We start from the raw sequence: 13,407 nt of genomic DNA, 5'->3' as shown, positions 1-13,407 counted from the left end.
TTAAAGGATTATAGTTGCGACTATAGCGTATAAAATGATCTACTTCTTAAAATAATCCCAGCCGCTAATAATCATTTTAAAGCCAATATAGAGCATCAAAAGGCCAAATAAAAACTTCACCAATAAAGGGTTGAGTTTTAAGGAAAGCCGTGAACCAAAGTAGCCTCCTATAACAAATGCTACAGCGATAATCGCGGCATAAAGGATAAATTGATTGGTAACTTGTCCACTTTTATAATAATTATAGAAAGCAAGAATTCCAATGGGTAATAACATCGTGGTGAGGCTTAGTCCCTGAGCTTCGTGTTGAGATATTCCCAAGGCAAAAATCAATGCAGGAACCATTACAACACCACCTCCAATACCAATAAAACCACTTAATGTCCCTGCTAAAAGGCCGATGATAACTAAGCTAACAAACGTTTGTATTTCCATGTTAAAAATCTAAAGAGAGTGAAAGGTATCTAACAGGCTTTAATCTTACATTATCGTCGATACCCCAAGCCATATCAAAGCGTACATAATAACCAAATATTTTAGAGCGAGCACCAAATCCATAACCATAGGCTATTGGTTCCTTTTGATTTTTGATTATGATTTCATAATTGGCGCCATTAACAATTGTGGTGTTAAATGAATTTTCTGGATCGTAAGGATTCGTTCCTGTCCAAGCAGTTCCAATATCTCCAAAACCAATAAACATGAGGTTTTCTAAGAAGTTGGATTTAATTGGTTTTTTAGAAAAGTATTTAACAACAGGAAAACGTAGTTCGTTATTCAACACAGCAAAAGAGTTCCCGTTCCTGGTGTTTTGGAAAAAACCACGCATAGGTGTAGCAATTGTTTGAAATTCGTACCCTTGTGTTGCAGAAGGGATTACTGAGTTATCAAACTTGGCAAATAGCCAATTGTCAACACCTCCCAAGTAATAAATGAGCTTTTGATTTCCAAATGATGTACTTGTAGCTAAGCGGCTAGCCCAATAAAATGTGCGATGTATTTTTTGGTAGTGACGAATATCAGCTCCAAGTACAAAGAAATCGGTTTGTTTCTTGTCTAACTGATGATTAAACTCTCCCCATAATTTGAAACGCATTCCATCCAAAATGTTCAATCCTTTCTTTCGAACATTATCATAAATGAATTCGAGCTTTAAATTACCAAAATAATCATTTATTGAGGGAGTTGTTAAACTAACAGGTTCGGTACTAAGAGTGATGTTTCTATCGTACCTTAATCCTGATGTTAAGCGAGCGCTAGCTATTTCATTAAAAGGGTATTTTAACGCTTGTTTAAATTCGTAGGTCTGGATTTTTTTTACATTAAATTGATCTATTTCTCGGAAGCTTCTTCTTGAAGCCAAGTATTTTTTGTCTAGCCTCCTTTTCAAGTTCTCAAAAGCAACAAGGTATTCTGTATTGTTGAGGTTTAGAGGGATTTTAAATCCTCCAATTAAACGATAGTCCTCAAATAAATCGGCTGCACCAACCTGTATCAACTCGTTAAAACCTGAGTTTCGATAGCCACCACCATCATAACGTTGATAAGAGGGAGTAAGGAAAGCGTTGTCTAGCTGAGAAACAATTTTGTTGATGGTAAAGTTGGTAGCATATAATTCTTGCCTTGGTAGTTTAAATGTAATAGAGTCTTTTTCTATTGTTTTTTGCTGCTCAATGACTTTGATAGGAGAGGTGTCTTCTTCAAACTTAACTTCAACTTTCTCAATTTCTGGTTGAATATCCTCATCAAATTGGTAATTGTTAATGTCTATTTCGTTGGGGTCGGTGGCTGTTGATTCAGTATTAAATGTGCTTTTAGGTTTTGGTAAGGCTTTGTTGCTTCGCAAAACACCATCCATAAAATGTGTAAAAGTTATATTGTCGTTTTCTACAGGAGTATCTTGATCAAAGCGCCCTTTATGAAAGTGGTATTTCCCATCCTTATAAATGGTGTAAGTATATGATTTTTTTGAAGCAATTGTGCTAAATTCAATAATGCTACGATCAAAGTTTGTTAGTTGCTCAGCTACTGAAAAATAGCGGTAATGAATACTGGTATCAATACTACTAATGGTACTATCATAATAAGCTCTGTAACGATTGGTAATACCATTTTCGTTAGAAAGATAGGTGTAGTTATTGGTTTGATACTCCATAGGTTGAGTCTCGTGTGCAAAAGGTGTTTTAGTAATTTGCTGAAGACGTAAACTAGGTTGGCTAATATTGATAATAAAAATATCATGATTATAACCGTGAAGTGCAATGTTGGGTTTGCTCTCAAATCTTAAAGTGTCGCTAGTACGATTAGAGCTAAAGATTACTTGGGTGGCATTGTTAACAAATTGAGGGTTTAAGTCATCATAAATATCATTTGTGATTTGTTTTTGGCTATTTCCAATAGGGTTATAGATGTAGATGTCAGATTGCCCTTTAGCAACAGCAGAAAAGACCATTTTTCTACCGTCAGGACTGTAACTCATACTTAAAACTTTTTGAAGTCTTAGAATATTTCTATGTTGCTTTTTTTTCTCGTTTACATCATATAAGTTGAGTTGTAAATTCCCCTTTCGTTCTTCAATATATGCAAAAACTTCGCTACCAGGGTGCCAAGTAGTTACAGGGTAAGTATAATCAGGGATACGATCTAAACGATAACTTCCTTGTCCTATTTTTTTTCGCTTTTTAGTTGCTAATTCTTCAACCCAAACTTTATATTGCCCTAATTCATAAGTGACAAAAGAAGCGTACTTTTCATCGGGACTAATTTTAAATTGTTGGTATGTTGTATAGCGTTTTTTGGTTTTAATGGGGAGTGGTTCCGTTGGAATATTCTGTTTGTTCTGATCGTCAATTTGATAGCGTTGACGATAATAATGGACAAAATTGGAAGAAATATTGTTTAAACTAGCTCCTATTGTAAAAAGAAAACCACTTTCAACATTTCTACTGATGCGCGTTAAATAAATAATGTTTGGAATCATCTTCTCTCCATATACCGTCGCAATATAGTTCCAAAGGGCAATACCCGCTAATTCAGCGTCTTCACCTTCAAGCCAGTTTAAGTTTTTAAATTTACCACTTGTAATGGCGTCTTTCACTTTATTATCAATCGCAGTATTCCAATCTTGTTTTAAGTATGCAAGCAAACCTTCTTTAAACCAGCTAGGTAAAGCAAGCATTGTAGAATTTTTAATGGCTTCTCGCCAATTGTCACCATACATGATTTTGTTAATGATAACTTCAGAAATTCCTTTTTTAATTTGTTGATCTAAGTGTTCATGAACTCCATCAAAGTAGACAAATAATTTCTCTCCACTAGTTTGGGTTACTCCTCCAATATTGGAATTTTCGTCATTGGTTAATCCAATGTTACTCTGTCTAAATTCAGATAAAGTATTATAAACTACAATCTGTAATTGATCTTCTAATTCAACATCTAACCTTTTTTCGATTTCAGCAAGATATTTATGGGCAGATTTAGCGGTATATATGGCGGTGTTTTTTCCACTAGCAGTAAAATAAATTTCAAACTCTTCAAAATTATACCGCTGCCACATAAAAGAGTTGTATTGTACCCTATTCTGACCAAAAGGTTGATTAGAACCAGTATAAAACTGTGTAAAGACTTTGTTTCCTGCAAAAGACAAGAAAATGCAAAGAGTTAGTATGAGTTTAAAATACAGGTTCACGCGTTCATTACTTTTATGACAGTTATAAGAAACTGTCGTATAAACAATCCGTTATCTACTAAATTTCGAAATGCTTATGAAGAATACAATAGTATATAACGTAAAGATAGTTAAAATCGTATGGAAATTGTAAATTTGTAGGGAAGAAGTTCTTTAGAGTCGATAGGTCGCTTCTTTTGGGAAAAAGAGAATTAATTTATATCGAGTTACATAGGAGTAAAAGGAACAGAAAGATAACTTTAAATATCATTTGAATGATTACAGTAGAACAACATACATTTAACCCATTTCAAGAAAATACTTTTCTAATTTATGATGAAACCAAAGAAGCGTTAGTAGTGGATCCTGGGTGTTATTTTCCCGAGGAAAAAGAACGTTTAAAGCAGCTTATAGAAACGAAAGAATTACAGCTAAAAGGTATCATTAGTACACACAGTCATTTAGATCACGTGTTTGGAAATAAGTATATAATGGATACATTTAATGTGGGGTTAACAATTCATCGAGAAGATTTGCAAACGTTAAAGATGCTTTCTCGTACAGCAGAAATGTATGGGATACCAAATGTTGAAACATCACCTGAACCAACCCATTTTATAGCAGAAGGTGAGCAAGTTAAACTAGGAAATTCAGTACTAGAGGTTGTTTTTGTCCCAGGACATGCGCCAGGGCATATCGCATTTATTAGTCATGAAGACCGATTCGTGATTAATGGAGATTGCTTGTTTCAAGGTAGCATTGGTCGAACAGATTTACCAGGAGGGAATATGGAACAATTATTGAGGAGTATTCGAGAAAAAATATTTTCTTTGCCTGACGATTACACCGTTTATTGTGGACATGGGCCAAGTACAACTGTTGGTTACGAAAAAGAAAATAACCCATTTTTAAAATAAGATATGATGAAAAAAATAGTTTTAGTATTTAGTTTTTTAACAGCCGTTTTAGTGAGTGCTTTTGCTCAAAAAAATGTTATGAAGTTACACTTAGAAAGTTTTGCTTATAAAGCTGTGAATGTAGGTTATGAACGTGCAGTTAAAGATAAAATTAGTTTAGGAATAAATGTAGGAGTTTTAATGCCTAGAGAAATTCCTGATTTTATCTATAAACCTGAATACACTGAAAACTATGTGAATATTGAACGTCTAAAAAATAATTTATCAGGAACGATGGTGGTTCCTGAAGTTAGATTTTACCCAGGAGCAAAAGGTGCTCCAAAATGGTTTTACTTAGGGGCTTATGCTAAAATTAATAATTATAAATGCAGTGTTTCTGAAACGTTTAACTATCAGTTTACCGATCAGGAATACAATGATTTAGATCCAACAGCCGATTATTATCCTTACGTTGATCATGTGAATAAGTCTATAGATGCTACAACAGATTTAGAGTTAAAACTTAGTCAGTTTGGTATGGGAGCACAGTTGGGTGTTCAATTTCCTTTGGGAGAACGTTTTTCGTTAGATTGGGGAATTGCTGGATTAGGGTTTAATGTTTTTAAATTGACAGGAGAATTGTCAATTGTTGATGTTCCTGTGGATTATTCCAACTATGTTGAAGAGGCTGAAGCTAACCTTAATGCGGATATAAAAGATGTTCCTTTTGTTGGTGATAATTTAATAAAAGTGACAGATGAGGGGAGTTCAATTAAAGCAAGCCTCCCATTTTCAAGTGCAGGATTTAGAACTTACTTTTCTATCGGTTATCGATTCTAGAAGTAGTGGTCTTTTCTTTTTTGTAAAACAAATCAATGCTCACAATAATTGCAGCAAATCCCCAAACAGGGACAGATGCTTTATCGGTGTCTAGGTAGTTATTCAGTACTCCATGAGTGAAGTAGGTTACTAAACCAAGCATAACCATCATTAGTATACGTTTGATAGCTTTATCTTCTAGTTCGATATATCGTTTGGATGCTGTATAAAAAATAGCAATAACCAATAAGATCATGGACAGTGCACCCAACACGCCTTGCTCTGCTAATGGTCCTAAGTATTCACTATGTGCATTACCCCCAGTACCAAAGTTCGTGCTGATAATTGTTAAGTCAGCTGGGTCTTGAAAAGGTGCGTATTGAAAAGAATAAACACCTGGTCCCCATCCAAATACTGGACGTTCTTCAAACATTCTAATGGCGCAACTCCATCTGTTTAAACGCTCTAGGTTAGAAGCGTCAGTACTCATATTAGACATCGATTCGATACGCTCACTAAAGTTTTCTGTGGTATGTTCAGCATCGTTTTTCTGAAGCATATACATCAACTCTGTAAAGTTGAGTATAATAAACGACCCTAGAACTAAGCCTAGATATAGAAGGTATTTAAATTTAATTTTAAAAACAAAGAGTAAATAGACCATAAAAGCACCAACCACACTAAGCCATGCAGCTCTAGTGTAACTATAGAATAAAGCAACGGTAAATATTAACAAGATAACCCCAATTAAAGCCCTTGAAATTGCAGTGCGCTCTTGATCTAAAAATAAGCTAACAACTATTGGATAAAATAAAGCAATAATAGCACCATAAGAAGTGTGATCTTTAAAGAAAGGAGACATAATCCAATGTCCAGCTTCTTCACTGAATCCATGTCCAGCATGTTTAATTACAGTAACCAATAAAACAACTGTTAAGGGGATTAAATAAGCCCAAATAAAAGCAGAAATATTTTTAAAATTATGCTTGAAAATTTGAATGCCTAAAAAGTAAATAGGGATAATAAACCAAAGCCGGGTTAGTAGAAATTTAAATGAGACGAGAGGTATTTCACTCGTAATAGCAGTAATAAATACCCAAAATAAGTGAAAAAGTATGGCAAGTGTAATGGGGTGTTTTAGAACTGGATTGGCTTTTTCTTTTTCTTTGAAAAAGAGTTTGAAAAGAAAGATGCACATGATGCCAAATAGAATCGGCTCAGTAGGTAAGTATGCACCAATACCACCAATATCTAATTGTTCAAGGTTAAGAGATAAAGGAGTACAAAAAACAGTAAATAGTAAAAGTTTATCTAAATTGAAAAAAGCACCATAAATAACAATTAATGCAAAAGGTAAGAGACTTAAGAAATAAAAATCCTTGTAAAATAAGTAGGCGTTTAAAATACTAAATAGTATCCCAACGATATATACCCATCTATTTTGTATAAAGCTTAACACTCAGAAATTTCATTTTGTTGTTGAAACATTTGCTTTATTGCTGTCTTAATTCTTTTATTTTTTCTGCAAATAGTAGCAGAATAAAAGTCAAGAATACAGTGACGAAAGTAGAAACTACGACAATTAGCCAACGAATAGGGTAAGCTTTTTTCTCTGATGGAGTGGCCGTTTCAACTACGAACTTATGGGAAATACTAGAGTGGGCATCTGTTTCAGCTTGTTCGTATGACGTTTCCATCGTGGAGATTCGCTCTGCTAAAAATTCTACTTTAACTTGAAATGCATGCAGTACACTTCCGTATTTTTCCGTCATTTCAATTTTCTTTAAATAGCGGTCTTTGGTTGCTTTATCCTTAGCATTAAGCATAGCTTCTGTTAATCCTTGATAGGCTTCATTGGTCACTACTCCTAGACTTGTTAGTTGAGACATCGTATCCATCAACATCTTCATTTCGTTTTGAAGTTTTTCTAATTTTAATTTTTTAATCTCAAAATCAGGGTACGCTCTCTGGTGGATCATGTTGTTCTTAATGCTGTCAAATAACCCTGCAATATGGTTGGCAATTAATGCTGCAGTATCTGGACTTTTATCCATTACCTTAATCAGAACAGCGCCTTTGTTATTTCGTTCAAAATTGATAAAGTCACTGTAGGTTTTAGCTAATGTTGTGTTTTTAAACTCATCATTTTCTTTAATATCATAATGCTGCATTAGGTTAAAGGTACTGATGACATTATTTCTAATTGGTTCAGATCCCAATATTTGTAACATCTGTTCAGCTTCTTCTTCTTCTCCAAACTTACTCACACTTTGATCTTCAGTAATGACCTCAGAAAAGGAAACAGCACTCGCTTTAGTTGGGTATAATGTTACTGTAGATAAATAGCGTTCTTCCATCACTAAGGCTACCACAGAAGAGATTACTGCCGCAAGGAATCCAATAATGATAAAGGTCTTTTTATACTTCCAAATAAAGTCGATTAAATCAATCGCGTTAAAGTCTTGAGTCTTATTTTCCATGTCTTCTGTATTAAGAGGTGGCAAATGTAATGAAGTTGTTTAAAGTATTCAAATTATACTTGCTGTCTTTGTCGGTTTCTTTGGGGTTTACAAACTCAGTTTTAAAATAAATATTGTGTTTGTTTTTAATGAATTTGTTTACTATCGAAACTGTGGGGCAAAATTTTAATTTTAAATCAGCTTAATCTTTTTTTAGAATGGAAAAGAGTTCTTTTAGGTGGATCATTTTGGTGATAAAAGCAAGCACAACACCACCGATTCCAAAGAGTAAGATTTGATATCCCCAATGAAAGGAAATATAGTGTTTAAAACTAAAATAAAGACCTAGAATAGCCCCAGTAAAGATAAGAATAGTAACAATGGTTTTATACGAAGTACGATAACGCAGCATTTGCTTGGATAAAATTAGTTGTCCAATGACTGTTAAGGTTTGGGTAAAAAGACTCGCTACAGCAGCCCCATAAGCTCCATGTTTAGGAATTAAAATAAAGTTGAGTAAGATGTTCAAAATTACACCGCCAAAAGCTAACCAGTTTAACAATCTTAAGTTTCCGTTTGCAGTCAGTAAAGTCCCAAAAATATAAGTTGAACTCACGGCAATAAAACAAAGCAATAACACTCCAAAAGAAGCAGAAGAATGGGTTAAGGCTATCCCAGATAATTGGTAACGCCATTCAATAAGCTCAGTTTTTGTAAGGAAAGTAGCAGCCGCAATAATGACAGAAGTGGCGAACAAGGTTTTAAAAGCTGTATGTAATAAAGGGCTAATGTCATGCTGTTCTTTGAGTAGTTTAGAAAATAAGGGAAGTAATAGCCCAGCAAATAAATAGCCTAACATGTTGAAAGCTTCAAAAAAACGATACCCTTGTGCATATAGAGCGGTTTCTTCTTTTCCATTGGGTAGTAGACGTTCCAACATAATAGCATCAGAACGATAATAAATCATCATCAATAAAATAAGTATGGCATAGGGCATACTTTGTTTAATGATAGCAATTGAAAAGATTTTGTTGATCCGAGGCTTTATTCCCCCAGTTTGTCTCATTACAAAAAAGAGTGCAGTCAGTAACGTGAGGCTATAAGCTAACGTTTGCGCATAAGCAAACCACTCTATTTGGAAAGGAGTAGTTGACGTTCTGCCCCAAAGTAAATAAGAAAGAACGCCAATAAGGATAAAGCGATCTAATACAGAAATAATGCTGTCTTGTTTGAAAAGTAGCAAACCAGAGAGGTTAGATCGTAAGTATAAAATAAAAGCGACGAGTACCTGATTGAATGCTAAAATACCTAAAAGGTAGAAGTAATCGGGAGGGTAGTTTAATAGCCAAGCAACGGCATAAATTAGAATAAAGTATAGTATTGATAAACCGATTCGTATTGTAAATATACCAGAAAAATGCTTTTGCAATAGGTGTTGATGCTGAGCGATATTCCTGGTGTTATAATTAACAATTCCAAAATCTAAGAAAATGTTTAAGATAAACGTGAGCCCTAAAAGCGAAAAGTAAATGCCATAATCTTCTCCTGTTTGTTTTAATACTTCGGCATCAATCCCCAAAATATAAAAAGGCTTAATAAGTATGTTAAGCGCTAAAACAAATAATAAGTTACTAATGAATTTCTTTTGCATGGCGAGCGTCAAAGATATTAATTTAACGCGAGTCTGGTAAAAGTTATTTTTTCAAACTAGAATATAGGGGAAGGAGAGGAGTCATTTTTCCCATGTAGAAACAAAAAACTCAAGATCAGTACAGTGGACTTTATCTTGAGTTTTTCAATTTTATCGGTAAGTTTTTACGAGTTATTTTCCTGTAAACTCTGGTTTTCTTTTTTCCATAAAAGCAGCAGTTCCCTCTTTAAAATCTTCTGTTCCAAAACATTTTCCAAATTCTGTTATTTCAGTCACAAAACCATCAACACCTTCTCTATATTGGGCATTAATTGCAACAATAGCACTACTAATTGCTTTTGGAGAATTTTTCATGATTTTTCCAGCCATCTTTTCACATGTAGCAATTAATTCTTCAGTACCAACGACCTTGTTGACTAGTCCCCATTTTTCTGCTTCTTCAGCACCAATCATTCCAGCTGTTGTAATCATCTCAAAAGCTTTTCCTTTTCCAACCAATTGAGTTAAGCGCTGTGTCCCACCATATCCAGGGATAACTCCTAAAGAAACTTCAGGTAACCCAAGTTTAGCGTTGTCTGAAGCAATTCTAATATGTGCAGACATGGCCAATTCTAACCCTCCTCCTAAAGCAAAACCATTGACTGCAGCAATGACAGGTTTAGAAAGGTTTTCTACCAAGTTGAATAGTTTCTGATGTCCCTCTGCCGATAATAATTTCCCTTCTTCTACGCTAAATCCAGCAAATTCTTTGATGTCAGCACCAGCAACAAAAGCTTTATCTCCACTACCTGTTAGAATCACTACCTGAACTGTGTTGTTGTCTTCAATAGCAGTAAACGCATGGTTCAATTCTTCAATTGTTACTTTGTTTAATGCATTCAATTGTTTAGGTCTATTAATTGTGATGTAAGCAATATTTGCTTTGATTTCTAATAAAATATTGTTGTAATCCATAATAATCAGTTTGTTAGTACTGCAAAGATAACGAAATATCTTAGCTGCATTATTCTCGCGTTATTGTTTAACGAATTTTAAAGTTTCTATTTTATGGGCTGTTACAATTCTAATGTAATAGATGCCCTGGGGTAAATTTGTGATGGAAATAGGCGCAGAACTGTTGATCTTATGATGAGATTGTACCATTTTTCCTTCTAAATTAAAAATTGTTAGATCAACGGGATTGTAGTTGGACGTTTGAACGGTTATATAATCACTTCCAGGGTTTGGAACAACTATCGCCTGATTATCCGAATGCTCATCAATAGATAAGTGCGTAATCAAAATACAGTTTGAGGTGTCAGAACAACTTCCTTGTGTCATCACCAAGGCATAAGTACCATTTGTTGTAGGAATAAAAATAGAATCAGTTTCATTAGTAAGGGCAGTTCCATTGTTACAATCAATCCATTGGTAAGTGTCGCCCGTAAATGTAGGGGAAATGGTGTCATTTGCAAAGGTGATTACCGTCTCTAAAGTCCCTATCGTTAAATGGAGTGTGGCTAGAGAGTCGCAACCTTGTTCATTGGTAAATAGAAAGGAATATGAGCCTGTAGAACTATAAGTAGAATCATTGTTCCATACATAATCATCACAAGCATAAACCGATTCTGAACCTGTATTAGCAAGCCCAATTACTTGATGAATTTTTACGACACTTTTAATCGAATAGTTGTGATCTTTTCTTCCTAGATAGATTACTTCTTCTAAGGTGTCGTTGTCTAAATTTCCAATTGCGATCGAACTATAGGCTACATCAGTAAAAACAGAATCGATTAGAAGCGCATAGTTCCCATTGCCATCGTTGGTGTAATAACTGGTGTGAAATGCTGAAGAAGAGTTTCCTCCAGTAATGAATAAGTCTAGGTCACCGTCTTGATCTAAATCACCAAATGAAAGTTCTCCATTTTCGGCAGTGTTTAAAGTACTGTCATTGTAAACAGAGAAAACACCATTCCCATCATTCTTATAAAGAGTAGAACCTTCGTACCGATCTGAGGTTAAAAGGTCTAAGTCATTGTCACCGTCAATATCAGCGAATACTGCGTCTCCCTTGTAGGCTCCATTTAAGGTGTCGAGAGGTGAGTAGTTTCCGTTTCCGTCGTTGGTAAAAAGAATTCCTGGAGTTACCCCTAGTGCTACATAACCACCTAGATAAAGGTCTAAGTCGTTGTCGCCATCGATATCTGCAAATTGTACTGCACCATCATAGAGTTGAAAGAGGTTAAGATCGCCCATATTGGTATAATTAGCATTTCCATCGTTAGCATACATTGTAACAGTAAGGTTGGGAATATTATTGGTCCCAATAACTAGAATATCAAGATCGTTGTCGCCATCATAGTCTCCCAAATCGAAATCGCCTGTTACCCCATCAAAGTTAGAAGTGTTTAAAGTGAAGTTTCCATTGCCATCATTTAAGAAGAGCTGTGCGACTTTAATGTTGTTTGTATTTTTTCCAAGAATAAAAAGGTCAAGGTCAAGGTCTCCATCGGCATCAAAGAATTTTGCTTTAGATGTGATTAGCCCCTCAAAAGGTAATCCAGCTATAGGGGTGTAACCACCAATTCCATTGTTTAAGTATATTGTTGTAATCAACGTGTCTTCACTTAAACTTGGAGTTAAGCCACTAAATAAATAAGAGGTGTTAAGCCCTGAAACTAAGATGTCAAGGTCGTTGTCTCCATCAATGTCACCTAGAGCTATAGTTCCTTCACTTATTCCTTTGGATTCATAAAAATTTCCATTCCCATCATTGAGATAAAAGGTTGCTGATTTAGCATCAGTGATATCTAGATCGTTATCATTGTCTAAATCAGAAAATGTAATTGTATGCAAGTTGGTGTTTAAATAAAAAGTGGTGTTCAGAGTGAAATTTCCACTCCCATCGTTTGTATAGATTTCATTGTTGATGCCATCCTCTTGATTATTATTGATAAAAATTAATTCCTTACTATTATCATTGTCAATATCTTCAAAATGAAAAGAAGTATGTTCGTTGGTGTAAAAAGGAGCTGTTGTATTATCCGAAAAACCTCCACTTCCATCATTGTTGTAATATTTTGTGATAAAACTTGGGGTTGACCCATCAGGAAGTCCTGTGTAGAATAGGTCCAAATCATTATCTCCATCAACATCTTCAAAAGAAATATTAGGCTTGGTTACCCCTGTAAAGCTGGTTCCAGAAACTTGACTATAATTTCCATTCCCATCATTAGTGTATAAATAAGCATAGCTGTTGGAATAGAATTTTCCTGTATAAAATAAGTCCAAGTCATTGTCTCCATCAATATCGGCAAAAGCAATACCTCCACTATGAACTTTAGCAAAAGTTACGGTGTTTGAAACAGAAAAATTCCCATTCCCATCATTTAAGCATAATTTACTTTGTGCATTGTTTCCAACATCAAAACCAACGTAAAAAAAGTCGAGGTCATTGTCGTTGTCAACATCTGCAAATTGAAATTTACCCCAGAAATTATGGGCTACAGGAATTGGAGCTTCAGTTGAGAAATCTCCGTTACCATCGTTTAATAATAGTTTGGTGCTGTAGGTGCCACTTTGCTGCGTTCCAGATACAATTAAGTCAACATCACCGTCGTTGTCAACATCACCAAAGGCTGCATTAACATTCGAATATTTAAAAGGAATAGCAGTATTGGTATAATAACCCACGCTATCTTGTATGTATAAAAATGATTGTCTGTTAAAGAGACTCATAGCGTTACCAGAGGTTAAGGCATCTAGTTTTCCATCTCCATTCACATCAATGTAATGAATGGGCTCTGGATGATAAAAGTCTTGAAAAGAGCAAACAATATTTTCATTGATCGCTAGGTTTTGCCCATAATCAAAACGGATGGGTTGAGCATAACTCAGGATAGGTATTAGGAGAATAAAAAAGATCTTCTTCATTGC

General features: G+C 34.8%; 9 protein-coding genes. 2 read left to right on the top strand and 7 right to left on the bottom strand.

The genetic code is table 11. The features are described from left to right. Positions 1-39: 39 nt before the first annotated feature. Together N4A35_12215 and N4A35_12210 are read right to left on the bottom strand one after the other, a co-directional pair. On the bottom strand, positions 40-435 hold the full coding sequence (locus N4A35_12215; GenBank protein ID MCT4582167.1) for a sulfite exporter TauE/SafE family protein: 396 nt from the start codon (positions 433-435) through the stop codon (positions 40-42). A 1-nt stretch (position 436) separates the two neighbouring features. Next, the gene (locus N4A35_12210) at positions 437-3,688 is read right to left on the bottom strand and encodes a hypothetical protein (GenBank protein MCT4582166.1); all 3,252 of its coding nucleotides are present in this window, start codon (positions 3,686-3,688) and stop codon (positions 437-439) included. A 254-nt stretch (positions 3,689-3,942) separates the two neighbouring features. On the opposite strand from N4A35_12210, the gene N4A35_12205 reads away from it, so the two are divergent. Together N4A35_12205 and N4A35_12200 are read left to right on the top strand one after the other, a co-directional pair. Further along, positions 3,943-4,584 carry an MBL fold metallo-hydrolase gene (locus N4A35_12205; protein ID MCT4582165.1) on the top strand — a complete coding sequence of 214 codons (642 nt, stop codon included), beginning with the start codon at positions 3,943-3,945 and terminating at the stop codon, positions 4,582-4,584. Between the two features lie 3 nt (positions 4,585-4,587). Then, a complete protein-coding gene (locus tag N4A35_12200; protein ID MCT4582164.1) occupies positions 4,588-5,403 on the top strand; it encodes a DUF3575 domain-containing protein in 816 nt (271 codons plus the stop codon). Here N4A35_12200 and N4A35_12195 read toward each other — a convergent pair. The 5 genes from N4A35_12195 to N4A35_12175 form a co-directional block, all read right to left on the bottom strand. Next, entirely contained in the window at positions 5,384-6,841 is a 1,458-nt protein-coding gene (locus tag N4A35_12195; GenBank protein ID MCT4582163.1) for an O-antigen ligase family protein, read from the bottom strand. The two genes, N4A35_12200 and N4A35_12195, sit on opposite strands and share 20 nt — an antisense overlap. Positions 6,842-6,875: 34 nt before the next feature. After that, a complete protein-coding gene (locus N4A35_12190; protein MCT4582162.1) occupies positions 6,876-7,862 on the bottom strand; it encodes a Wzz/FepE/Etk N-terminal domain-containing protein in 987 nt (328 codons plus the stop codon). Positions 7,863-8,043: 181 nt separating this feature from the next. Next, positions 8,044-9,492 (bottom strand): polysaccharide biosynthesis C-terminal domain-containing protein, encoded by a 1,449-nt coding sequence (locus N4A35_12185; GenBank protein ID MCT4582161.1) that lies wholly within the window; start codon positions 9,490-9,492, stop codon positions 8,044-8,046. Between the two features lie 171 nt (positions 9,493-9,663). Beyond that, the gene (locus N4A35_12180; GenBank protein MCT4582160.1) at positions 9,664-10,446 is read right to left on the bottom strand and encodes an enoyl-CoA hydratase-related protein; all 783 of its coding nucleotides are present in this window, start codon (positions 10,444-10,446) and stop codon (positions 9,664-9,666) included. A 60-nt stretch (positions 10,447-10,506) separates the two neighbouring features. Further along, the gene (locus N4A35_12175; protein MCT4582159.1) at positions 10,507-13,404 is read right to left on the bottom strand and encodes a T9SS type A sorting domain-containing protein; all 2,898 of its coding nucleotides are present in this window, start codon (positions 13,402-13,404) and stop codon (positions 10,507-10,509) included. Positions 13,405-13,407 lie beyond the last annotated feature (3 nt).

Source organism: Flavobacteriales bacterium (assembly GCA_025210295.1).
In the GTDB taxonomy this organism is placed as follows: Bacteria; Bacteroidota; Bacteroidia; order Flavobacteriales_D; family Parvicellaceae; genus S010-51.
This window is presented reverse-complemented; position numbering and strand designations above follow the sequence as displayed.